Source organism: Aliidiomarina iranensis, assembly GCF_003987135.1.
Classification (GTDB): domain Bacteria; phylum Pseudomonadota; class Gammaproteobacteria; order Enterobacterales; family Alteromonadaceae; genus Aliidiomarina; species Aliidiomarina iranensis.
The window spans coordinates 1-22097 of sequence record NZ_PIPJ01000013.1; the positions used below are offsets into that span (position 1 = coordinate 1).

General features: G+C 47.6%; 25 protein-coding genes. 24 read left to right on the plus strand and 1 reads right to left on the minus strand.

Annotated features, from left to right (window positions below; all coding sequences use genetic code 11):
• The first annotated feature begins 543 nt into the window (after nucleotides 1-543).
• On the plus strand, nucleotides 544-804 hold the full coding sequence (locus tag CWE08_RS11550) for an acyl carrier protein (protein WP_126768405.1): 261 nt from the start codon (nucleotides 544-546) through the stop codon (nucleotides 802-804).
• A gap of 109 nt (nucleotides 805-913) precedes the next feature.
• Here CWE08_RS11550 and rpsT read toward each other — a convergent pair whose 3' ends face one another.
• The gene (gene rpsT, locus CWE08_RS11555; protein ID WP_126768406.1) at nucleotides 914-1180 is read right to left on the minus strand and encodes a 30S ribosomal protein S20; all 267 of its coding nucleotides are present in this window, start codon (nucleotides 1178-1180) and stop codon (nucleotides 914-916) included.
• A gap of 426 nt (nucleotides 1181-1606) precedes the next feature.
• On the opposite strand from rpsT, the gene murJ reads away from it, so the two are divergent.
• The 23 genes from murJ (at nucleotide 1607) to CWE08_RS11670 (ending at nucleotide 21907) form a co-directional block, all read left to right on the plus strand.
• Complete coding sequence (murJ, locus tag CWE08_RS11560) at nucleotides 1607-3136, plus strand: murein biosynthesis integral membrane protein MurJ (protein WP_126768440.1); 1530 nt, start codon at nucleotides 1607-1609, stop codon at nucleotides 3134-3136.
• A 165-nt stretch (nucleotides 3137-3301) separates the two neighbouring features.
• Complete coding sequence (locus CWE08_RS11565) at nucleotides 3302-3694, plus strand: hypothetical protein (protein WP_126768408.1); 393 nt, start codon at nucleotides 3302-3304, stop codon at nucleotides 3692-3694.
• Nucleotides 3695-3759: 65 nt separating this feature from the next.
• Nucleotides 3760-4551, plus strand: coding sequence for a hypothetical protein (locus CWE08_RS11570; protein ID WP_126768409.1), 792 nt, complete (start codon nucleotides 3760-3762; stop codon nucleotides 4549-4551).
• Between the two features lie 127 nt (nucleotides 4552-4678).
• Nucleotides 4679-5662, plus strand: coding sequence for a bifunctional riboflavin kinase/FAD synthetase (gene ribF / locus CWE08_RS11575; protein ID WP_126768411.1), 984 nt, complete (start codon nucleotides 4679-4681; stop codon nucleotides 5660-5662).
• A 4-nt stretch (nucleotides 5663-5666) separates the two neighbouring features.
• The gene (gene ileS, locus CWE08_RS11580) at nucleotides 5667-8498 is read left to right on the plus strand and encodes an isoleucine--tRNA ligase (protein WP_126768412.1); all 2832 of its coding nucleotides are present in this window, start codon (nucleotides 5667-5669) and stop codon (nucleotides 8496-8498) included.
• A gap of 44 nt (nucleotides 8499-8542) precedes the next feature.
• On the plus strand, nucleotides 8543-9031 hold the full coding sequence (lspA, locus tag CWE08_RS11585) for a signal peptidase II (protein ID WP_198677171.1): 489 nt from the start codon (nucleotides 8543-8545) through the stop codon (nucleotides 9029-9031).
• 31 nt (nucleotides 9032-9062) lie between these two features.
• The gene (fkpB, locus tag CWE08_RS11590; protein ID WP_126768415.1) at nucleotides 9063-9512 is read left to right on the plus strand and encodes an FKBP-type peptidyl-prolyl cis-trans isomerase; all 450 of its coding nucleotides are present in this window, start codon (nucleotides 9063-9065) and stop codon (nucleotides 9510-9512) included.
• On the plus strand, nucleotides 9509-10453 hold the full coding sequence (gene ispH / locus CWE08_RS11595) for a 4-hydroxy-3-methylbut-2-enyl diphosphate reductase (RefSeq protein ID WP_126768417.1): 945 nt from the start codon (nucleotides 9509-9511) through the stop codon (nucleotides 10451-10453). Before fkpB ends, ispH begins: the two co-directional genes overlap by 4 nt.
• 166 nt (nucleotides 10454-10619) lie before the next feature.
• Nucleotides 10620-11177 (plus strand): GspH/FimT family pseudopilin, encoded by a 558-nt coding sequence (locus tag CWE08_RS11600; protein WP_126768418.1) that lies wholly within the window; start codon nucleotides 10620-10622, stop codon nucleotides 11175-11177.
• Complete coding sequence (locus CWE08_RS11605) at nucleotides 11171-11767, plus strand: prepilin-type N-terminal cleavage/methylation domain-containing protein (protein ID WP_126768420.1); 597 nt, start codon at nucleotides 11171-11173, stop codon at nucleotides 11765-11767. Before CWE08_RS11600 ends, CWE08_RS11605 begins: the two co-directional genes overlap by 7 nt.
• Entirely contained in the window at nucleotides 11764-12195 is a 432-nt protein-coding gene (locus CWE08_RS11610) for a hypothetical protein (protein WP_126768422.1), read from the plus strand. The genes CWE08_RS11605 and CWE08_RS11610 overlap by 4 nt, the downstream gene beginning before the upstream one ends.
• Nucleotides 12192-12518 (plus strand): prepilin-type N-terminal cleavage/methylation domain-containing protein, encoded by a 327-nt coding sequence (locus tag CWE08_RS11615; protein WP_126768423.1) that lies wholly within the window; start codon nucleotides 12192-12194, stop codon nucleotides 12516-12518. Before CWE08_RS11610 ends, CWE08_RS11615 begins: the two co-directional genes overlap by 4 nt.
• Nucleotides 12519-12691: 173 nt before the next feature.
• Nucleotides 12692-13321, plus strand: coding sequence for a cytochrome c biogenesis heme-transporting ATPase CcmA (gene ccmA, locus CWE08_RS11620; RefSeq protein ID WP_275540788.1), 630 nt, complete (start codon nucleotides 12692-12694; stop codon nucleotides 13319-13321).
• Nucleotides 13321-14013, plus strand: a complete 693-nt coding sequence (ccmB, locus tag CWE08_RS11625) for a heme exporter protein CcmB (RefSeq protein WP_126768425.1) — start codon at nucleotides 13321-13323, stop codon at nucleotides 14011-14013. Before ccmA ends, ccmB begins: the two co-directional genes overlap by 1 nt.
• A 1-nt stretch (nucleotide 14014) precedes the next feature.
• Nucleotides 14015-14839, plus strand: coding sequence for a heme ABC transporter permease (locus tag CWE08_RS11630; RefSeq protein WP_126768426.1), 825 nt, complete (start codon nucleotides 14015-14017; stop codon nucleotides 14837-14839).
• The gene (gene ccmD / locus CWE08_RS11635; protein ID WP_126768428.1) at nucleotides 14829-15038 is read left to right on the plus strand and encodes a heme exporter protein CcmD; all 210 of its coding nucleotides are present in this window, start codon (nucleotides 14829-14831) and stop codon (nucleotides 15036-15038) included. Before CWE08_RS11630 ends, ccmD begins: the two co-directional genes overlap by 11 nt.
• Nucleotides 15039-15058: 20 nt before the next feature.
• The gene (ccmE, locus tag CWE08_RS11640) at nucleotides 15059-15616 is read left to right on the plus strand and encodes a cytochrome c maturation protein CcmE (RefSeq protein ID WP_126768429.1); all 558 of its coding nucleotides are present in this window, start codon (nucleotides 15059-15061) and stop codon (nucleotides 15614-15616) included.
• On the plus strand, nucleotides 15606-17588 hold the full coding sequence (locus tag CWE08_RS11645) for a heme lyase CcmF/NrfE family subunit (RefSeq protein WP_126768431.1): 1983 nt from the start codon (nucleotides 15606-15608) through the stop codon (nucleotides 17586-17588). The genes ccmE and CWE08_RS11645 overlap by 11 nt, the downstream gene beginning before the upstream one ends.
• The gene (locus CWE08_RS11650; RefSeq protein WP_126768432.1) at nucleotides 17585-18175 is read left to right on the plus strand and encodes a DsbE family thiol:disulfide interchange protein; all 591 of its coding nucleotides are present in this window, start codon (nucleotides 17585-17587) and stop codon (nucleotides 18173-18175) included. The genes CWE08_RS11645 and CWE08_RS11650 overlap by 4 nt, the downstream gene beginning before the upstream one ends.
• On the plus strand, nucleotides 18172-18684 hold the full coding sequence (locus tag CWE08_RS11655) for a cytochrome c-type biogenesis protein (RefSeq protein ID WP_126768434.1): 513 nt from the start codon (nucleotides 18172-18174) through the stop codon (nucleotides 18682-18684). The genes CWE08_RS11650 and CWE08_RS11655 overlap by 4 nt, the downstream gene beginning before the upstream one ends.
• Nucleotides 18684-19886 (plus strand): c-type cytochrome biogenesis protein CcmI, encoded by a 1203-nt coding sequence (gene ccmI / locus CWE08_RS11660; RefSeq protein WP_126768435.1) that lies wholly within the window; start codon nucleotides 18684-18686, stop codon nucleotides 19884-19886. The genes CWE08_RS11655 and ccmI overlap by 1 nt, the downstream gene beginning before the upstream one ends.
• Nucleotides 19883-20764, plus strand: a complete 882-nt coding sequence (locus tag CWE08_RS11665) for an MlaA family lipoprotein (protein WP_126768437.1) — start codon at nucleotides 19883-19885, stop codon at nucleotides 20762-20764. The genes ccmI and CWE08_RS11665 overlap by 4 nt, the downstream gene beginning before the upstream one ends.
• A gap of 165 nt (nucleotides 20765-20929) precedes the next feature.
• Nucleotides 20930-21907, plus strand: a complete 978-nt coding sequence (locus tag CWE08_RS11670; protein WP_157981256.1) for a response regulator — start codon at nucleotides 20930-20932, stop codon at nucleotides 21905-21907.
• The last annotated feature ends 190 nt before the right edge of the window (nucleotides 21908-22097 follow it).

Consider the following 22097-nt stretch of genomic DNA (forward strand, 5'->3'; position numbering starts at 1 on the left):
TTTGCCAAATCGATACTAATTGTTGTAACTTTCATGGGTGGACACCTCGTTTGAGATTATTGAACACATCACTTCAATAATGGCGCATTACGACGCCGTGTAAAGCGAGGTGTCCATCCCATCATCCATGTGACGCTATGATCCGCGCCATCCTTGGCGCGGACATTTCTGCATGCCTAAGTTCACCTCCACTCACGCCAGCTATTTAAGATCGAGTGTTTAGGTTTGATATTCGGTTAAACTTTCGCCAAACCCTCTCGGTAGCGAATCGCCGAGCCTGATGGAGAGCTTGAACTAAAAGCCGCTGGAGCAACACTTTGATTTACCGCTGCGTAAGCAGAGGTAAGCGCCGATACTTGGAGGCGGCTTTTAAACTGCGGCTTTTGGGGTTTGTAGAAAATTAGGGGGGTTTCGCAGGTTTAGGGGATAAACTCGGCTTTTTGAGTTAAATTTGCTGCAAATATATACGAAACCAGTATACTTGCACCATAATTTAAACATAACTATAACAAATTCGTTACTAGGTGAGCCGAAGAGGGCGTTGTGACCATTCGTGACTATCAATTAGAAGCTTTAATCCGCGATGTAATGGATGAAGTTGCTGCAGAAACCGGCCGTGAAGAGTTGGGTGTTATTGAGCAAAACACAGTATTGAGTGAAAGTGGCTTAGATTCACTCGGTTTTGCTGTTGTGGTTGCTCGATTAGAGGAGCGATTGGGCTATGATCCGTTTTCACGCCTACCAAAAGATCAGTTCCCGCACACATTTTCAGAATTAGTATCAACCTATCGGCGCGAATTTTAGATAAAACAGCACAAGTAAGAATTCAGATACCAAAATTCAAAAACAAAAAAACCGCCAGCGGCGGTTTTTTTCGTTCTAACTCAAAAATGGTTATGTGCGTAAGGGATACTTATGCAGCTAACGATTTGATTTGAGCAGATAAGCGGCTCTTATGACGAGCAGCTTTATTTTTGTGAATTAAGCCTTTAGCAGCGTAACGGTCCATAACCGGAACAAGTGCAGCGAAAGTTTGCTGTGCCTGAGCCTGGTCACCCGCAGCGATAGCTGCTTGTACTTTTTTAAGATAAGTGCGCATCATTGAGCGACGGCTGGCATTGTGGCGACGATTTTTTTCCGCTGTAACCGCGCGCTTTTTCGCAGACTTGATGTTAGCCAAGGTTAAACTCCTGATAATTCGTAAACTGTGCCGGACTTTTTAAGGCCGAGGATCATGCCTCTTTTGCGTTTAAAAGTCAACGGATTCGATAAAAGATTGTGCGCGCATACTACGGATTTAGGTGTCATTACGCAACCACTATTTAGCAAATTTTCGCTAATCTACTGACTTTGCGATTCCTTTGCTTCCGCGCATGGTTCAGCTCGTGCTAATCTTTGCTTAATATGGGCGAAAGCTATGGCCTTGAGTACAAGCTAAAAGCGACCAAAAATATTTGCAAACAAAAAACTGCCAACAAGGATTTACGGCCCTGTGAACGAAAATAACTCAGGTGATGCTTCGCACCAATCAGCGCCTGCTGCATCGTTAATTGAAACTAAGAACGCACCCGGTACGCCGCCCGCACCGCGATTGTTGCGTTCGGGTATGATCGTGAGCGTCATGACACTGCTCTCACGTATTTTGGGCTTGGTACGGGATGTGGCCATTGCTGCTCTAATGGGGGCGGGGGCTGCGGCTGATGTGTTCCTATTTGCCAATAAAATTCCGAACTTTCTACGCCGCCTTTTCGCTGAAGGTGCTTTTGCGCAGGCCTTTGTGCCGGTTCTTACGGAATATCATCGCGGTAAATCACTCGATGAAACCCGCCTGTTACTCGCTCGGGTGGCGGGTACACTGGGTACCTTAGTAGGCGGGGTTACTCTACTTGCCGTGATATTTTCACCTGTAGTGGCTGCTATTTTTGGTATGGGTTGGTTCCGAGATTGGCTACAAGGCGGGCCGCAGGGTGAAAAATTTGAAATGGCGAGCCTCTTACTGCGCATCACCTTCCCTTATCTTTTCTTTGTAACACTCACTGCATTAGCGGGCGCAGCCCTGAATGTGTTGGGGCGTTTTGGTGTAGCTGCATTTACGCCAGTGTTATTAAACGTATCCATTATTGCCGCAGCGATTTGGTTAGCGCCGCAATTAGCACAACCAGAAATCGGTTTAGCACTTGGGGTTTTCGTCGGCGGCATCGTGCAGTTCTTATTTCAGATTCCGTTTTTGAAGCAAGCCGGGCTATTAGTGATGCCGAAATGGGGCTGGCGCGATCCGGGGGTCGTGAGAATCCGCACCTTGATGATTCCGGCCTTGTTTGGCGTATCGGTAAGCCAAATTAACTTATTACTGGATACAGTGATTGCCAGCTTTTTAATCACAGGTTCGATTAGTTGGTTGTATTACGCCGATCGCCTACTCGAATTCCCGCTCGGCCTCTTTGGTATCGCTATCGCTACGGTGATTTTGCCGGCGTTATCAGCTCGCCATGTGGATAAATCATTAGAAAACTTCCGCACCACCCTTGATTGGGGTGTGCGTATGGTAGTGATGCTTGGGTTACCGGCCATGGCGGGCCTATTTGTTCTCGCCGAGCCAATGCTACTCGTGCTATTTGAACGTGGCTCGTTTACGCCCGATACCGCTTATCAATCTTCGCTCGCGCTCATGGCGTACGCCACTGGCTTGCTCAGCTTTATGTTAGTGAAGGTTTTAGCTACCGGGTTTTTTTCTCGTCAAGATACCAAGCGCCCGGTGAAGTACGGCATTATCGCTATGGCTGCAAACATGGTGTTTAATATTATTTTAGCCATTCCATTTGGCTTTGTTGGGCTAGCGTTAGCTACAGCATTATCGGGCACCTTGAATGCCTTTATGTTGGGCTTTGTGCTCTATCGCGAAGGGGTGCTGGCCCTTGCTCCGGCTACGCGGCGGTTCTTGCTGCAAGTGGCACTGGCAACGGTGGTAATGATTGCATTGTTACTATGGCTCGATCCAAGCCGCAGCGCCTGGGTTGCTGCGGGCTTTTCGGAACGTGCCCTGTGGCTTAGCGGTTTAATTCTCGCCGGCGGCGCTGCATTTCTTGCCAGCTGGGTTTTGTTCGGCGGCAGGCCCCGGCATCTTAAGGGACGTTAATTCTGTAGCATTAACTTCATTCTGAATAGTTTCGTTCGCGGCTAGTTTTATTTGCTTAGTATAGGGAAATTGCGAATAGCTCTTAATTATACTCGATTTAACGACGTTGATCGAAATGAGAATTGTTGCTATTCTCAAAGCAAGATCAAAAAAAGGAAAACTTTTATGAAAGTAAATGTTGCCACTCGAATATTATTTATCGCATCATCGTTTGCAATTTTGGCATCAGGCTCTGCCTCAGCTGCATGCCCCAACGGTGGCGATACATCTTCCTCGGTTGTATTAACACATAAGCCAGATGAACACATACCTACCGAGATAGAGTTTACTCTCGGTATTGCGTCTTTTAGAGTCGATCAAAAAATAAGGTGCTTTTATCAAGAACAATATGGTCTTGATGCAGGTGGCTATCACTATAATGCCAATGAATGTACTACTGCTTCGGTTCCGGCAAAAAGCGAGCTGTCTTGCAGACTTGACCAGCAAGAAATTAATGATGCAGCACTATTAGTTTATAGCTCTCCAACAGGTAGTTATTCTATAGGCTATATTTTTTAGACTTTTAATTTTAAGGCAAGTTTCGGAGAAAAGTAGTGTATCGAGGATTCAAGGTATTACTCTCGTTGTTGCTGATTATCATTGTTGGGAAATCTATTTTTTTCAGCGGCTATAGCCCAGATTTTCATAGCCTGACTCCAAACGAGATCAAATCCTCAGAAAGTGATATTGCGAATGATACTAGTATGCAATCTCTAGAATTTGCTAATTCAGATCCAGCAAACAACAGTAATATCATAGAAAACAACATTGATTTAGAGCTATTTCGCGGTCTGAGTAAAACCGATTTAATGCGCAGATTAATTGAAACGGGTAACTTTACGCCCGATATATTGCTCGCATTAGTGGAGAGAAACTTAATTGATGTAAATGAAATACTAAGAGATGATCATCCGAACGGCTCAGAACATTACACGCCTTTATTTGCAGCGCTCGTTACTGGAGAGGCAACCAATGAGCACATACAAGCATTTATTGATCATGGCGCATACATCGACCCATCATTAGAAGGGTGGAACTATATTATTGCCAAAGAGAATAACGCTAACGCAGATATTTTGATTCAACACGCCAAGTATGACCATAAGAGCATTTGGGAAATTACTGAGCTTGCATTTCACTTCAGAAACATGGCGCTTTTTAGGCATCTTGCAGAACAGAATCAACTTCCAGGCGAGCAACTAGATTCGTTGATTGAAGCAACAGCTGCGCGCCTGGCACAGAGTAAAAACACGGGTGCACCAACCGAACCGTTAGTTGAACAAATTCAATATTTGCAGGCGCTGACATCTCTAAATTCGGAACAGGCCCTGTGGCTGCTCGAACTAGAGAAAACGCTAGAAGTTAAAGAACAATGAAAAATACCCGTTATTTGTCTGTATCGAGTAACCGTGCTTTGGCGCTTAGTTTTTCGTAAAATCCAATCTCGAAAATCTTCATTCAAGCGATGCAGCTTGCTTCTCTTTAGCGTATAATCGCGCGTCTATGGAATTAATTCGTGGCTTACATAACATCGCAGCGCGGCATCGTGGATGCGTGCTTACAATCGGCAACTTTGATGGCGTCCACTTGGGCCATCAAGCGGTTTTGGCGCGCGTGCGTGAACAAGCCGAGCGTTTACACGTGCCCGCAGTGGTAATGATTTTTGAGCCGCAACCGCTCGAACTCTTTGCCCCGCACCGTGCGCCGGCGCGCCTGAGCCGCTGGCAAGATAAGTGGCAAATGTTTCGCCATTGCGGTATGGATAGAATGCTACTCACTCAATTTAACCAACGCTTTGCCAATTTAACGGCAGAAGAGTTTATTGATCAGGTTCTGGTTGCACAATTGGGTGTGAAATTACTTGTGGTAGGCGATGATTTTCGTTTTGGTCAAGGCCGCACGGGTGATTTTAATTTGTTACAGGAAGCTGGCAAACGTTTAGGCTTTAGCGTCATTGATACCAAAAGCTATCGCACCGAAGATATTCGTGTTTCCAGTACAGCGATTCGAAATGCGTTAGCCAGTGCTGATTTTGCCGCTGCCGAGCGAATGCTAGGGCGGCCGTTTTCGTTCACGGGCAGAGTTCGCCACGGCGCCAAACGTGGCCGCACGATTAGCTTCCCAACGGCAAATATAGCCTTGCAGCGGCAGCAATCGCCACTTAAAGGTGTGTTTGCGGTAACCACAACCGTTGCTGGCAAAACCTATGGCGGCGTGGCCAATATTGGCCGTAAACCTACCGTAAACGGTGACCGTGAATTACTAGAAGTGCATTTATTCGATTTTCAGCCTTCTAACGAGCTTCCGGATCTTTACGGCAAGGCGCTTACCGTGACACCATTAGCGTGGTTACGAGATGAGCACAAATTTAACTCGTTCCCTGAGTTAGAAAAACAAATACAGCAAGATGCAGAAGCTGCGCGCGCTTATTTAGCCGCGAACGCAACCCATTTAATAAAGAATGATGTAACCGAAGAGTGGACCTGACCGCATGAGTGATTATAAGCATACCTTAAACCTTCCGGACACGGCCTTCCCAATGCGCGGCAACTTAGCCCAGCGCGAGCCGGAAATGCTAAAAAACTGGTATCAAGATGATCTTTACGGAAAAATTCGTGAAGCGCGCGCAGGCCGTGAGAAATTCATTTTGCATGATGGCCCTCCCTATGCGAACGGCTCGATTCACATTGGCCATGCGGTGAATAAAATCATTAAAGATATGGTTGTGAAATCAAAAACCTTAAGCGGCTTTGATTCACCTTATGTTCCCGGTTGGGATTGCCATGGGTTACCTATTGAGTTAGTGGTCGAGAAGAAATACGGCAAGCCCGGTAAGAAGCTCAGCGATGCCGAGTTCCGGCAGAAGTGCCGTGAATTCGCGCTCACGCAAATCGATGGCCAGCGCGAAGATTTCAAGCGCTTAGGTGTATTTGGTGATTGGGATAACCCATATTTAACCATGAACTTTGCGCAAGAGGCGAACATCATTCGAGCGCTCGGTTCTATTATCGAACGCGGCCACTTGCAGCAAGGCTTTAAACCGGTGCACTGGTGTACCGATTGTGGTTCAGCTTTGGCGGAAGCGGAAGTTGAATACAAAGATAAAGCGTCCCCCGCGATTGATGTGCGTTTCCCGATTGTCGATACCGATAAGGTTGCCGATTTATTCGCGCATCCGGAAGGGCACTCAGGCCAAGGGCCGATAAGCTTACTGATCTGGACAACCACACCCTGGACCATTCCAGCGAGCCAAGCGGTAACGCTGGAACCCACCATTGAATATGCGTTGGTGCAAGTTGAAGGCGATAAGCCAGAGCGTTTGATTTTAGCTACAGATTTAGTAACCGAAGCCATGGAACGTTACGGTATCAGCAAATACCACAAACTCGGTTTCTGTACCGGTAAAGCGTTAGAGCTGGTAGCCATGAAGCATCCTCTTTATGACCGTGAAGTACCGGTGATCTTAGGTGATCACGTTACTACCGAATCAGGTACAGGCTGTGTGCATACAGCACCCGGCCATGGTGTTGACGATTTTAACGTTGGCCTCCAATACAACCTTGAAGTGTATAACCCAGTTAATGATCACGGTGTGTATAAAGAAGATACGCCTTTGTTCGCCGGCCAACACGTATTCAAAGCAAACCCAGTTATTGTTGATGCGCTGCGCAACGCTGGCACATTAATGCACCACGAAAGCTTTGAACATAGTTATCCGCATTGCTGGCGCCACAAAACGCCCATTATTTTCCGTGCTACTCCTCAGTGGTTCATTAGCATGGAAAAACAAGGGTTGCGTGCGCAAGCATTAAGCGAAATTAAGCAAGTACGTTGGGTGCCGGAATGGGGTGAAAACCGTATTGCTGGCATGATCGATGGCCGCCCAGATTGGTGTATTTCTCGCCAACGCACGTGGGGTGTGCCATTAACGCTGTTTATTCACACTGAAACTGCGGAGCCGCACCCAAAATCACTTGAGTTGTTGGAGCAAGTAGCCAAGAAAGTAGAGGCAGCAGGTATTCAAGCGTGGTTCGATTTAGACGCCAGCGAGCTACTCGGCGAAGAGGCCAAGCATTATCGTAAATTAACCGATACCTTAGATGTATGGTTTGATTCTGGGGTAACTCACCATTGTGTGTTGGGTCAGGATGAAAACCTGCAATGGCCTGCAGATTTGTATCTTGAGGGCTCGGATCAACATCGCGGTTGGTTCCAATCATCTTTGCTTACAGGTGTGGCTACCCGCGGTAAAGCGCCTTATAAGCAAGTGCTTACTCACGGTTTCACCGTTGATCAGCATGGCCGCAAGATGTCGAAATCGCTGGGTAACGTGGTATCGCCACAAGATGTTATGAATAAGCTTGGCGGTGATATTTTGCGCTTATGGGTGGCGAGTAACGATTACACCGCGGAGATGACAGTTTCCGATGAAATTCTGAAACGCTCTGCCGATGCCTATCGGCGTATTCGAAACACTGCACGCTTCTTGTTGGCGAACATAAAGGGTTTCAATCCGGCTGAACATCAAGTGCCAGTAGCTGAGATGGTTGAACTCGATCGTTGGATCGTAGCGCGCGCGCAAGCATTGCAAAGTGAGATTCGCGATGCTTATGATAATTACCAATTCTTGGCAGTGGTGCAGAAATTAATGCATTTTTGCTCCATTGAGCTTGGCAGTTTTTACTTAGATATTATTAAAGATCGGCAATATACAGCGAAAGCCGATAGCGTTGCGCAGCGCTCATGCCAAACGGCGTTATGGCATATTGTTGAAGCACTAGTACGTTGGATTGCACCGATCTGTAGCTTCACCGCGCAGGAACTTTGGGAGTTAATGCCCGCTCCGGTAAACGGTAATCGTGAGAAATACGTATTTACTGCTGAGTGGTATGGCGATTGGCCGGCGCAAACCCAAGGTAAAATCAGTGATGCACAGTGGCAGCAGTTACTCGAAGTGCGCGATGCGGTGAACGGTGCCTTAGAACAAGCGCGCCGTGATGATGTGATTGGCGGTGCCTTGCAAGCCGAAGTTACCTTGTATGTTGATGAAACACTTGAGCAGGCCTTATCGGTGTTGGGCAATGAACTTCGCTTTGTATTGTTAACTTCGAGCGTGATTTTGGCACCACTAGCCACCGCCGGTGATGCACGAACCACTGATTTAGCGAACTTAAAAGTGGCGGTGGCGCGCACCAGCCATAATAAATGTGGCCGTTGCTGGCATCACACCGCAGATGTTGGCAGTAACGCCGAACATCCGGAACTATGCGGCCGCTGCGTGAGTAATGTTGATGGCGCTGGCGAAACACGAGAGTTTGCCTAATGTCGGCGGGTAAAGCGGCAAAGCCCGCCGCACCGCAAATACAAGTGCCGAAGCAATGGCAACAAAGTGGGTTGCGTTGGTGGTGGCTGATTCTGTTGATGATCTTCGCTGATCAAGCAACAAAATGGTTGGTATTGCAAAATATGCCATTATTCAGCCGCATTAATGTGCTGCCATTTTTCGATTTGGTGTACGTGCGCAACTATGGCGCTGCATTTAGCTTTTTGAGTGATCAAGGTGGTTGGCAACGTTGGTTTTTTACCACCATTGCGATTGTGATCAGTGTGGTTTTAATAGTGATGTTGCGGCGGCAACCAAAATCAATGAAGGCTGCTAACCTCGGCTTTTCATTGATTGTGGCGGGCGCCATAGGCAACGTAATTGATCGTATCAGTTATGGCTATGTGGTGGATTTTTTAGATTTTTACGTGGGTAGTTATCACTGGCCGGCTTTCAATGTGGCCGATAGCTGTATTGTGATTGGCGCTGGCTTCATTATTTTTGATGGTTTTTTTGGTCATCGTGCAGATTAATGCAAGTTTTAGAAATAAAGAGTAGTTATTTATGAGCGAGCAAAAGGTTTTAATTGGCCCCGGTAGCCACGTGGTATTGCACTTTTCCATTAAATTGGAAGATGGCTCCGCAGCGGATAGCACAAAAGTACATGGGAAGCCTGCTCGCCTTACTATCGGTGATGGCAACTTAACGAAGAATTTTGAAGATTGTTTGTTAGGCTTAAAGGCCGGTGATAACGAAGAATTTACCCTAGAGCCGGAAGATGCCTTTGGTAAGCCATTGCCAGAAAACATTTATCACATCGAACGGGTTCGCTTTTCTGGCGACACGCCAGCTGAAGTAGGGGCCATTATCTCCTTTAGCCAGCCCAATGGTCGGGAAATTCCTGGCATCATTCGGGAAGTAACGCCCGATGTGGTAACCGTAGATTTTAATCATCCTTTAGCCGGGCAACGGGTAACCTTCGCGGTTGAAGTGCTCAGTGTGGAGGCTCCATGAAAATTGTTCTTGCGAACCCACGAGGTTTTTGTGCTGGTGTTGATCGCGCCATTACTATTGTAGAGCAAGCCTTAGCGATGTTCTCGCCGCCTATTTATGTGCGCCATGAAGTGGTGCACAACAAACATGTGGTAGATGGTTTACGTGAGCGCGGCGCAGTGTTTGTAGAAGAATTAGATCAAGTACCTGATGAGAGCATTGTTATTTTTAGTGCCCACGGCGTATCGCGAGCTGTGCGCGACACCGCCACTGCCCGTGGTTTGAAAGTTTTTGATGCAACCTGCCCGTTAGTAACTAAGGTGCATATGGAAGTTACCCGCGCGAGCCGCCGGAGCCATGAGTGCGTGCTAATTGGCCATGCCGGACACCCAGAAGTAGAGGGAACCATGGGCCAATATAGCAGTGCTGAGGGCGGTATTTATTTGGTGGAATCGGTAGCTGATGTGGCGAAGTTACAGGTTAAAAACCCCGATGAACTGCATTATATGAGCCAAACCACTTTATCGGTGGATGATACAGCGGATATTATTGATGCTCTGCGCGCTCGCTTTCCGAATATTCATGGCCCGCGTAAAGATGATATTTGCTATGCCACGCAAAATCGGCAAGATGCTGTGCGTGAACTCGCCGGCGAGGTTGATGTTTTGTTAGTGGTAGGCGCGAGAAATAGCTCAAACTCAAATCGCTTAGCTGAGCTCTCTGAGAAAATCGGCACGCGAGCCTATTTAATTGACGATGCCAGCTGCATAGATGCCTCATGGCTTGCAGATGCGAAAACGGTAGGTGTAACTGCTGGCGCTTCGGCACCCGAAGTATTGGTGAAAGATGTAGTGAAATGGCTACAAGAATATGGCGGTGAAACTGAAGTCGAGGAACGTTCTGGCCGCGAAGAGAATATTACCTTCTCAATTCCTCCAGAATTGCGCGTAGTAGAGGTGTAAAACATTCTTGCACCTTATTTTATTGGTTAAAAGCCGAAGCCCAAGCTTCGGCTTTTTTGATCGCGGTTGTAATCTTCAATTTTTTGTAAGCCAGCGCGCAGTGTAATAGCAATTCTGTGCTCGGCGAACACACTGAATGTAATGAAAGAAAAAAGAGCATCAGTGTATGGCACGAATTATTACCTCAGGGTTTTCCCTTATTGAAGTTATGTTGATCACTATCATGCTAGTTGTTCTTGGTGCGATGGGGTGGCCAGCAATGCAAAAATACTTTTGGCAGCAGCAACTTTATGCTGGTGGTGAGCAACTTTATGCCGCCATCCGCGATGCCCGCATACAAGCGATAAGCCTTGGCCAAGATCAATGGTTCGGCCTAAGCCAAGCCGGTGAGCTGTGCTACTGGCAAACTGAAAACCAACCCCACACATGTGTTGCTGATAGCTCTGCCGCGAGCACACCTGCCAACACACCTGCCAACACACCTGAAAAGGGGGTTAATTTGTTTCGGCTTCCCCATGATTCGCTGTTACTAAGCACAAATTTTAGCCCAGTTCCTGCCGTTCGCTTCAGTGCTGGGAATGGCATGGCGGGGTTCAGCGCTGGGCGCTTTCAGCTGAGCCATAAAATGCTAAGCGAGCAAACTGTTCGCGTGATCATTTCAACCTTGGGGCGCGTGCGCGTTTGTATCAGCGGTAAAAAAAGCCATAGGTTTGCGGCATGTTGAGCAATAAAACCACAAGTGCTCCGATTAGCGCCTGCTATGATCAAAGAAAGCGCCCTTTGTTCAGAGTAAATAGAGAAAAGCCGGTTTGGCATCAGCAATGTGGCTTCACCTTACTCGAGTTGATTCTAGTTTTGGCACTCAGCGGGCCAATTCTGTATGCCGGTTTAAGTACTCATAGCCATTTCTGGACAAAAGCGTGGCAGGGGCAAACGCAAGTGCGAGAAGTGCAAAGTTTTTATAGCTTGGGGCATTGGTTGGTTCGGGAAATTCGTGCTGAGCAAATGCAACAGGCGAGTTGGCAGTGGCAGGCGAATAGCCACTGTTTAATGTTTGCCAATAAAGGTGTGCGCTTGCGTAACAAACAATTGCAGTGGAAGCCGAACGATGGTGATTGCAATGGGAATGGTTGGCTGGGGCTACACGATGCTAAGGGCTATAAAGTGCATGATTTTACCTTTACAGAATTAGCCGATGCTCACTTCCAACTTTGCATTAGTGGCCAATCGGGTAAGGCGAGTAACCATCAATATGGTAACAACGCGCCTTTGAATTGGTGCTATCAATGGTATTTAGAGCAATTCTCCTCATGATTGCCTTAATCTTAATTCTACTCAATTTAACCACAGCAATTTTGCTCGATAGCATAGAGGAAGGCCTGTTGAACTTGCGTTTGAGCCAAACCGATATTCACCTAGCTCGAGCGTGGCGTGCGCAAGATAGTGCTCTTGCTTATGCGTATGCGCAATTTGAACAAGGTGTGCCCATTTATGAAAACTTAAATTTCACCTCTGATTTAAGTGCTCGAGCGCAGCAAAGCCCGGTCGATTGTGAGTTATTGCCAGAATTACCGGTTACGCCCACTAAGGTTACTGGCAGCGCAACTGCAACGGCGCAGTGCTGGTTGCTAAAAATTGAGGTGCAACAGCTAAGCCAGCGGTTACGCCTACAGAAAAGTTACTGGCTGTATCGAGGACCAAGCAACGAACGATTTTGGTTACCAAAAGAAGGAGGGCCATGATTGTGGGTACTCATCGAGCTTTAGGTTTTACTCTTCCTGAAGTGATGCTGTGTATTTTAATTCTGAGCATCAGCTTGCCCGCCGCTGCCAATTTATTGGCCCATTCTGCTCATCTAGATCAGCGCGTGGCGCAGCTCTACCGGGAAGATGTAAACCTACAAATTTGGTTAGCCGAGCGGCAAACCGCTGCCTCCGGATATGCCCAAGGCCAATTAGCAGATGGCCGCCAATGGTGGGTAGAAAATCAAGGTGGTGTTCACTTTTGGCAAGTTGCAGCATCAACCTACAGCCCAGAAGAGTTTGGTTGGTATTTAGCTAAATAATTTTATGCGCGAGCACATGTTGATGTGAGCGCACTTGGGTACCAGCGAAAAGGTAAACTAAAGAGAACACTAATTAAACATTGCTTCAGGCTGATTAGCACCTGAAAGTATCGCTTGCAAACAGGGTTTTGTGTTAATATGCGCACAATTTATCGGAAGGTAAGAAGGTAGCTGTGGCGGTGCTTTTAGAAGCGAACGAATTAATGTCGATACGCGGCGAGCGAATGCTATTTAGCGATTTGCAGCTCAGTGTGCACGCAGGCGAAATCTGGCAAATCGTGGGCCCGAATGGTGCGGGTAAATCGAGTTTGTTACGTATCTTGGCTGGCTTGCTCACGCCACAAGCGGGCTCTGTGGCGTTTCAACAAAACCCCATTGCGGAAGATCGTGAAACCTTCTATCAAAACCTCTTATTTATCGGCCATAAAGCCGGTGTAAAAGCTGAGCTCACCGCCATTGAAAATTTAGAGTTCTATGCCGCGGTACAGGGCGTTGAACTGCACGAACCGCCCTATGAAATATTAGCTAAAGTTGGCCTCGTTGGTTTAGAAGATATTCCTGCTCAAGGCTTATCGGCGGGGCAGCAACGGCGAATTGCATTGGCGCGGCTGTGGCTCACGCAAGCGCCGTTATGGATTCTTGATGAACCCTTCACCGCCCTCGATGTAGAGGGCATTGCGCTTCTGCATACACGTTTTGCTGAACATTTAAGCGCCGGCGGTGCCATTGTGCTTACCTCACACCAAGAGCTAATTACTGAACTTTACCAAGTAAAAGCGCTCACATTGAGGTATCAGCATTGATGTTAACCGCAAATAAAGGGAGTACTTTTAAGGTATTTAAACAGTTAGTAAAACGCGATATTCGGGTTGCTTCGCGGCAACGCAGTGATTTATTAAATCCGTTAATATTTCTCATTATTGTAGTTACGTTATTTCCACTCGGCGTTGGCCCTGGCCCCGATATTCTCGGGCGTATTGCACCCGGCGTGATATGGGTATCGGCGTTACTCTCCAGCATGCTTGGCCTCGAGCGCTTATTCCGCGATGATTTTCGCGATGGGGCTTTGGAGCAAATGTTGCTGCTGCCCGTGGCGGTGGAAATCAGTGTGCTTGCGAAAATTTTAGTGCATTGGCTACTTACGGCACTACCAGTACTCATAATTACGCCGTTGCTCGCGCTTTTAATGAATCTGCCCTTGCAAGCTTGGGGGACATTATGGCTGACCCTTTTCCTCGGAACTCCCGTATTAAGTGCTGCAGGCGCAATTGGTGTAGCGCTAACGGTAAGCCTGAATAAAGGTGGCGCATTGTTGAGTTTGTTATTGTTACCCCTACTGATCCCGCTGCTGATTTTTGCCACAGCAGCTGTCGAAGCCGCGGTTGCAGGTGTTTCGCCTGCCGGGCCGTTGGCGCTAATTGGCGCATTTATGGTGCTCTGCATCACCTTAGCCCCCTTTGCGGTGAAAGCCGGTTTACGAGTGAGTGTGAATTAATATGTGGCGTTGGTTACACCCTTATGCAAAACCCGAAGCAACTTTTGCACTAACGCAAAAGCTCATACCCTGGTTTGCTCTTCCGGGCATTATTCTTGTGCTGGTTAGCTTAGTTTGGGGCCTCGCCTTTGCACCACCGGATTATCAGCAAGGTGAGAGTTACCGTATTATCTTTGTGCACGTGCCTTCAGCCATGTGGGCCATGGGTTTTTATGTGGGGATGGCGATCATGGGAGTGATTGCTTTGGTGTGGCAAATCCGCACAGCAGAGCTGGCAATTCTAGCCATCGCTCCGGTAGGCGCAGTGCTTACTTTTATCTCGTTATTCACTGGTGCAATTTGGGGCCAACCCATGTGGGGCACTTGGTGGGTATGGGATGCGCGGCTCACAGCACAGCTTATTCTATTGTTTTTATATTTAGGCGTAATGGCACTTTACGTAGCGTTTGAAGATGAGCGCGCGGGTGCTAAAGCGGCGAGTATTCTTGCCATTGTAGGTGTGATTAATATCCCGATCATTCATTATTCAGTATATTGGTGGAACACCTTGCATCAAAAATCAACGGTAACCCGTGCAATTACCCGCTTGGAAGCGCCAAGTATCGCACCTGAAATGTTGTGGCCCTTATTGGTGAGTATTTTAGCCATGTTGTTGGTGTCAATTGTGTTGGTGTTAATGCGCTTAAATAACGAAATATTACGCCGAGAAATTCATCGTCCTTGGGCGTTAGCCGAACTTGGTATCACGCTTGATTCGAGCGCAAAAGCTCACAATGACGCGGAGAAAAAAAACGTAGAGAAGAAAGGAGGCGCCGATGCAGTTTGATAGTTGGCAAGCGTTTATCCAAATGGGCGGTTACGGGATCTATGTGTGGTCTTCGTTCGCGGGAACCTTTCTTTGTTTCGGTTTATTGGCCTTAGAATCAATTTGGCGCCGGAAAAAACTCGCTAAAGAGGCCAGTAAACAAGCCGCTCGCGCGCAACGTATCTTGCGCGCTCGAGCCGCAAAAAAGAATCGAATTTAAAAAACTGAGAGATAGAAACAATGAATCCAAGACGTAAAAAGCGATTAATTATGACCAGTAGTATCCTGGTTGGCGCCGCGTTCGCCACCGGGTTGGTACTCTATGCGCTCTCACAAAATATAGATTTATTTTACACGCCGACAGAGATTGTTGAAGGTAAAGGCGATGCAGAAATAAAGCCAGAAGTGGGGCAACGCTTAAGAGTTGGAGGCTTGGTTGTGCCTGGTTCGGTTCGGCGTGAAGGCTCGGGGTTAACGGTGTCGTTCAACTTAATCGATGTGGGCCCAGCGGAAATCACAGTGGAATATGAGGGTATTCTGCCGGACCTCTTCCGAGAAGGCCAAGGTATCGTTGCTCAGGGTATTTTAACCGATGCTAATCGCATTGCGGCAAGTGAAGTGTTAGCGAAACACGATGAAGAATACATGCCGCCGGCGCTTGCTGAAGCATTAAAAGGCATTCAGCACGTACCACCTTCGCAGCAAAACAATAGCAGCGATTACAATCAGGGTTATAACCAGGGTTATAACAATAACGAAGCAGCAGAAGAAAGCTCAGGTGGTGGTTATGATCGGTGAAGTAGGCCATTTCGCACTCGCACTCGCCTTCGCATTTTCTGCGTTATTGGCGGTTATTCCATTAATTGGTGTGGCTCGCAGCCATGGTGGCCAAATGGCCATCGCGCGTCCGCTCACCTATGGTATGTTTTTCTTTACCCTAATTTCGTTCATAGCCCTTGTTTGGGGCTTCCTAGTAAACGATTTTAGTATTGCCTACGTGGCCAATAACTCAAATACAGCGTTACCGGCGATTTATCGGTTCACCGCGGTGTGGGGTTCACATGAGGGGTCGTTCCTGTTGTGGATGCTGGTGCAAGCTTCTTGGGCTGCGGCACTTGCGGTATTCTCAAAACGTTTACCCTTAGTTTTTGCCGCCCGAGTATTAGCTGTAATGGGCATGATTGGCGTGGGTTTCTACCTCTTTATGTTGCTCACTTCCAACCCGTTCGAGCGCACCATTCCACTCATTCCGGTTGATGGCCGTGATTTGAATCCATTGTTGCAAGATCCGGGCATGATTATTCACCCACCGCTGCTCTATATGGGGTATGTGGGTATGTCGGTTGCGTTCGCATTCGCGATTGCAGCATTGCTCGGTGGCAGATTAGATTCCGCTTGGGCACGTTGGTCGCGTCCTTGGACCATTGCCGCTTGGGTGTTCCTCACGCTCGGTATTATGGTGGGCAGTTGGTGGGCCTACTATGAACTTGGCTGGGGAGGCTGGTGGTTCTGGGATCCGGTTGAAAACGCAAGTTTCTTGCCGTGGCTTGCCGGTACAGCACTCATGCACTCACTGGCGGTAACCGAAAAACGCGGAACGTTTAAATCTTGGACCGTGCTACTCGCAATTTCAGCCTTCAGCTTGAGCTTGTTGGGAACTTTCCTAGTGCGCTCCGGTGTATTGGTTTCAGTGCATGCATTTGCATCAGATCCAACTCGCGGCATGTTCCTCCTTGGCTTCCTTGGCGTGGTGATTGCCGGTTCCCTGTTGCTCTATGCCATTCGCGCAGCGAAAGTACAAAGCCATAGCCGCTACGATTTATTTTCTCGCGAAGTACTATTGCTCGGTAACAATTTACTCCTTGTAACCGCTACTATGGTTGTGCTCGTAGGCACCTTGCTGCCGCTTGTGCATCAGCAACTCGGCCTAGGTAATATTTCTATCGGTGAGCCGTTCTTCAACGAAGTATTTATGTGGCTCACTATTCCATTTGCTATTTTGCTCGGCTTTGGCCCGCTAACACGCTGGAAACGGCAGAAAATTGCTGAGCTGCGTTCAAGCTTATTACTCGCAATTGCACTCGCTGTTGGCTTGGGCTTTGCCTTGCCTTGGATCTTCGCCGATGTGGTAAGTGGCTTGGCGGTATTAGGCTTAATTCTCGCTTTCTGGATTGTGTTTACCACGGCGGCAGAGCTTCGCCTTCGGGTAGCTAGCCGTGAGCATAAGTGGCCTGCGTTGGTGAAATTGGGCCGCAGCCACTGGGGTATGGTGCTTGGTCACCTGGGCTTCGCGGTGATGATCATCGGTATCGCGGTGGTGCAAAACTACGAAGTTGAACGCACGGTGCGCATGAGCGCAGGCGATACAGCTACGGTGGGCAATTATCAATTCCATTTCCGTAGTATGGAAGATCGACAAGGCCCGAACTTCACGAGTGAGAGTGCTACCTTCGTTATAAGCCGAGAAGATGGCCGTGAAGTAGATACCGTGGTATCGGAGAAGCGTTTCTACACCGTGGCTCGGCAAATTCAAACACAAACAGCGCTGCAGGTGAATCCGTTCCGAGATTTATATATTGCCCTCGGTGAAGAACTCGATGATGGCAGCTGGGCTGTTCGCATCCACATCAAGCCGTTTGTACGCTGGATTTGGGCCGGAGCTATCTTGATGTCCATTGGTGGTATTTTCTCGATTTCAGATAAACGTTATCGCTTACGTCGAAAGAACGAGAAGCGTGCACGTAAGCAAGCAGCAGCGGAGGCTTTATGAGTGTTCGCACAAGAACCTTAATACTGCTCACGCCATTGGTACTATTTTTGGTGTTGGCTGTGTTCCTGTTCAAAGGCTTATTTTCCGACCCAACCAAGTTAGATTCTGCGTTGATTGGTCGGGAAGTACCAAGTTTTGAGCTTCCAGATTTATATCAACCGGATGTAAACCACGATGAAAGCATTGTGGGTGGCCGGCCTATGCTTATAAACGTGTGGGCCACTTGGTGCCCCACCTGTTATGCGGAGCATACTTTCTTGAATCAATTATTAGCGGAAGAAGATGTTTATATCATCGGCTTAAACTATAAAGATGATTCTCGCGGTGCCGCTGTGCGTTGGTTGCAGGATTTGGGCGACCCCTACCAAATAAACTTATTCGATTTCACGGGCCTGTTAGCCTTAGATTTAGGGGTTTATGGCGCACCTGAAACCTTTGTGGTAGATGCTGATGGTATTATTCGCTACCGCCATGTAGGCGATTTAAATGAGCGAGTTTGGCGCACGGAGGTGGGGCCTGTGTACTATCGAGCAATGCAAGAATCTGGCCTCGATATACCTGAGCATCGTTTGGAGCTAGTGCAATGAATAGCCGAATCTTAGCGAAATTTAATCATATTGGCTTTCTTCTTGTGCTATTTACGGCGGTGGTAGGGGCTACGGCTATTGCCAGCAATGAATTTTACGAATTCGAAACAGCCGCCCAAGAGCGCCAATTTAATACACTAGCCGGTGAACTGCGGTGCCCGAAGTGCCAAAACCAAACCATCGCTGATTCTGACGCGCCATTGGCGCAAGATATGCGCGAACGCGTGTATCAGATGATTATGGAAGGGAAAAGTAACGCCGAGATCATTGATTTCATGAAGGTGCGTTATGGTGACTTTGTGCATTATCGGCCCCCGGTTAATAGCAGCACCTTAGTGCTTTGGTTAGCACCACTTGGGGTTATCCTAATTGGCGCTCTGGCAGTTTGGTTCAACGTGCGGCAACAACGCAACGCATCGGCTGAACTCACGCCTGAGGAAGAAGCTCGAATGAATGATATTTTTTCGAATACAGAAAACCCCGCAAAACCAGAGGAGCGCGATAACTAATGTGGTACCTGATGATCGCCCTGTTATTGATACTTGCTATTTTGATGCTTTGGTTAGCGCGCCGGCAAATCTGGGAAAGCTGGACATTAGAACAAGCTAACAAAGAAATTTACGAGAGCCGATTGCTGGAGCTTGAAGAAGATTTAGGCCAAGGCTTAATTTCTGAAAAAGAATTAGCAACGGCGCAACGGGAATTGAAGAAAACTTTTGTTACCGATGTACACGATCCTGATGCAAATGTTGCGATAAAGCCGGTTGGCTTTATCATACCCTCGATTTTGATTGCCGTTTTGGCTGTGGGTATTTATGTTTATGATGGCTCTTGGCAGCAGCAACAGCGCTCGGATCAAGCGCAAGAAGTATTACCGAAATTAAGTGAATGGTTGCTTGGCGACATGGACGCTGCACCGCAAACTCGTGATGAAATGTGGACCTATTCACTGGGATTGCGGCAACGTTTGATGGACAACCCTGATGCCAATGCTTGGAGTTTGTATGGGCGCATGATGATGCAGCTTGAGCAATTAGAGCAAGCGTTAGGTGCATTTGAGAAATCATATGAGTTAGAGCCGAATAATTACAGTAACCTGATGTCGTATAGCCAAGCCTTAATCGTGTCTGGTACCGATCAAGAGTTGAATCGAGCGGCGCGCTTTTTGGGTAATGTACTGCAAGAAAATGCACAGAATCCTGAAGCATTAGGTTTACTGGGTATAGTAAACTTTGAACGTGCGCAATTTGAACGTGCGGCGCAAGCTTGGGAAATGGCTTTGATGGTTATGGATGAAAACGATCCACGCTACAGCTCAATAGAATCTTCGCTAGCCGACGCGCGGCAACGCGCGGACGGTAGTGTGATGACGTTAACCGTTACGGTTGATATCAGTGAAACAATGCGTAATGAGCTCTCGCCCGTGAACAATTTATTCTTGTTCGTTCGCGACCCAGACGGTGATGCAGCACCCATTGCGGTAAGACGCCAACGGGTTACCGATTTCCCGGTCACCATCACTTTAACCGATGGAGATGCTATGCTTGATGGTGTAAATCTATCATCAGCGGTGAGCTGGTTAGTGCAAGCGCGCGTAACTACGGGTGATACCATGGATCGCCGGAGTGGTGATATGGAAGCGCGGCCCGTGTTAGTTGAGAAGGAATCGGGCTTGCAAATGCGGATAGTAATAACTGAGATGATACCGTGAAGAAAGGATTTTTAAACCGTTTTAGATGGGTGATTTTAGCAGCAACCATGATTTCCATGGTTGCCTGTTCGCAAACGCCAGAAGCAGAAGAAAGCGCAACACCAACAGCGAATGAAACAGCGCCGGTGCAGGAAAATGAGTTCGATTATTCGGATTCACGCGATCCCTTTGAAGAGCTAAATCGAACATCTTGGGAGCTTACCCGAGAAATTATCGATCCCTATCTTGTTTCGCCAGCCGCTTCAGCATATAGCAAAACACCGAAGCCGGTGCGCCGAGGGCTTTATAACGTAACGGAGAACATCACTGAGCCGGCATCGATAGTTAATAATCTTCTGCAACGGAAACCGAAAGCGGCAGCAATTAGTGCGGGCCGATTTGTGATGAATACTACCTTTGGTGTGTTTGGCTTTTTTGATGTAGCAACAAAAATGGGCGTTACTCAAGAGAAAGAAAGCTTCGGTGAAACGCTCGCAGTTTACGGTGTGCCAGATGGCCCTTTCATTATGCTTCCGGGCATAGGGCCTACGGTGGTGATTGACCGCGGCGGTGATGCGGTTGATGATCTGGTTTGGATAGCACAGATATTCAGCTTACCGATGACAGTGGCAAATTTCACCATACGTGGTCTTGAACACCGCATTGAATTGCGTGAACTCGAACCCATGCTTGAAAATAGCATCGACGAATACTCCTTCGTGCGCGAGGCATATTATTCCTATTGGCGCGATAAAGTTTATGATGGCAACCCACCGCTCGAATATGAATATGATGATCTCGATGGCTGGGATGACGAATGGGATGATGAATGGGACGAAGAGTGGGATGACGAGCAGGGTGATGACACGAACAATGAATCGGTCGAGAGCTTAATATAAACATTGTGATCGCTGCTTAACGCTAAAAGCTCAGGGTAAACGAAATTATTCGGTAAAGGAGTTGACGAATTTGGGATTGTGAACAATCCTAAATACTCTATGTAAGCAAGAGGTGTATGAATTGAAGCCGTATTTTTTGGAGCTGTATTCATTGGAGAGAGACTTGTGAGTCGAAGAGTGCTCATAATCGAAGATGATGCAATTTACTCATCCTTGCTCAGCAATTATTTGCTCGATCGAGGCTTTGATGTGTTCAGCGCGGGCACTGGCAAAGAAGCAAAAGAAATCCTCGCAAAAGTTAAGCCCAACGTGGTGCTCTGCGATCTTGAATTGCCCGATGTTTCCGGGCTAAGTATCCTTGAAGATATCCTCAAATCCCCTGAAGCAATGCCGGTGATTGTTATTTCTGCATCTGATGATCTAAGTGATATTCGTGCCGCCGTTCGCCTTGGCGCTGTTGATTATTTAGTGAAACCGGTTCAACAATTAGATGTGCTTGAGTTTGCGATTGAAAATTGCCTCACCCGGAAAGATTTAGAGATCAACTACGAACAAGAGCGCTGGGAGTTAGAAGATCATCTCGATGTTCTATTTCATGATCAATCCATGATTGCGCGGTTGGCGCAAGATCTTACACCGCATGAGTTTCTACAAACCGGTGGGGTGAAGGTGGATTACGAACTAGGCTTAAACGACGGTGAAAAAGTTTGGATTGATTATTACCGGTTATCCGATAGTCAAGTTGTGATGCTATTAGCACGGGCTCAAGCTACTTCCGGGCAAGATGTGGTTGCGTTGCTGGTGTTAAAAACTTTATTTAATCCCATTTTGCGCAGTGGCCTATCGGGTAATCTGCAACTTTTAAGTAACCCGCATCTGCTTCTCACGCGCCTTAACAACGAACTCTGCCATTCCCGCATTCGCGCAGCTTTTGATGTGGTGTGTGCTTCCATTAACACTCAAACCAAAGAAATACGTTGGAGCCAAGCCGGCGATAAAATCATGCTAAGCCATGAAGGTCACCCAGATCTGGCCATGGGCATCTGGGCCAAAGCCACTTACCGCAACCATACCACCCAACTCGATCGCTCCAGCTTCTACCTAGCCTGCGAAAACACCTGGCTCCGCGCCAGCCTAACCTAATCCCGCCACGATGGAGGCTGCTTCCGTCAATGTTGTAGGGCCAATTGAGAACCGCTACGAGCACATATATGGACACCTCACATTACGCAAGTTGTTTAGTGACATAGTTTTACTTTGTTTTTAACCAGCTTTGCGCGATGTGAACAGGATAAAACTGCACTCGTATATACGGCCTGTTATGAGCTTCAAG

Excerpts from the sequence above, each read along its gene's own strand:
- ccmI (WP_126768435.1), top strand. The coding sequence starts at position 18,684 with ATGTGGTACCTGATGATCGCCCTGTTATTGATACTTGCTATTTTGATG.
- CWE08_RS11615 (WP_126768423.1), top strand. The coding sequence starts at position 12,192 with ATGATTGTGGGTACTCATCGAGCTTTAGGTTTTACTCTTCCTGAAGTG.
- murJ (WP_126768440.1), top strand. The coding sequence starts at position 1,607 with ATGATCGTGAGCGTCATGACACTGCTCTCACGTATTTTGGGCTTGGTA.
- ribF (WP_126768411.1), top strand. The coding sequence starts at position 4,679 with ATGGAATTAATTCGTGGCTTACATAACATCGCAGCGCGGCATCGTGGA.
- CWE08_RS11610 (WP_126768422.1), top strand. The coding sequence starts at position 11,764 with ATGATTGCCTTAATCTTAATTCTACTCAATTTAACCACAGCAATTTTG.
- CWE08_RS11650 (WP_126768432.1), top strand. The coding sequence starts at position 17,585 with ATGAGTGTTCGCACAAGAACCTTAATACTGCTCACGCCATTGGTACTA.
- CWE08_RS11645 (WP_126768431.1), top strand. The coding sequence starts at position 15,606 with ATGATCGGTGAAGTAGGCCATTTCGCACTCGCACTCGCCTTCGCATTT.
- CWE08_RS11605 (WP_126768420.1), top strand. The coding sequence starts at position 11,171 with ATGTTGAGCAATAAAACCACAAGTGCTCCGATTAGCGCCTGCTATGAT.
- ccmE (WP_126768429.1), top strand. The coding sequence starts at position 15,059 with ATGAATCCAAGACGTAAAAAGCGATTAATTATGACCAGTAGTATCCTG.
- fkpB (WP_126768415.1), top strand. The coding sequence starts at position 9,063 with ATGAGCGAGCAAAAGGTTTTAATTGGCCCCGGTAGCCACGTGGTATTG.
- CWE08_RS11630 (WP_126768426.1), top strand. The coding sequence starts at position 14,015 with ATGTGGCGTTGGTTACACCCTTATGCAAAACCCGAAGCAACTTTTGCA.
- ccmD (WP_126768428.1), top strand. The coding sequence starts at position 14,829 with ATGCAGTTTGATAGTTGGCAAGCGTTTATCCAAATGGGCGGTTACGGG.
- ispH (WP_126768417.1), top strand. The coding sequence starts at position 9,509 with ATGAAAATTGTTCTTGCGAACCCACGAGGTTTTTGTGCTGGTGTTGAT.
- CWE08_RS11600 (WP_126768418.1), top strand. The coding sequence starts at position 10,620 with ATGGCACGAATTATTACCTCAGGGTTTTCCCTTATTGAAGTTATGTTG.
- ccmB (WP_126768425.1), top strand. The coding sequence starts at position 13,321 with ATGTTAACCGCAAATAAAGGGAGTACTTTTAAGGTATTTAAACAGTTA.
- ileS (WP_126768412.1), top strand. The coding sequence starts at position 5,667 with ATGAGTGATTATAAGCATACCTTAAACCTTCCGGACACGGCCTTCCCA.
- CWE08_RS11565 (WP_126768408.1), top strand. The coding sequence starts at position 3,302 with ATGAAAGTAAATGTTGCCACTCGAATATTATTTATCGCATCATCGTTT.
- CWE08_RS11655 (WP_126768434.1), top strand. The coding sequence starts at position 18,172 with ATGAATAGCCGAATCTTAGCGAAATTTAATCATATTGGCTTTCTTCTT.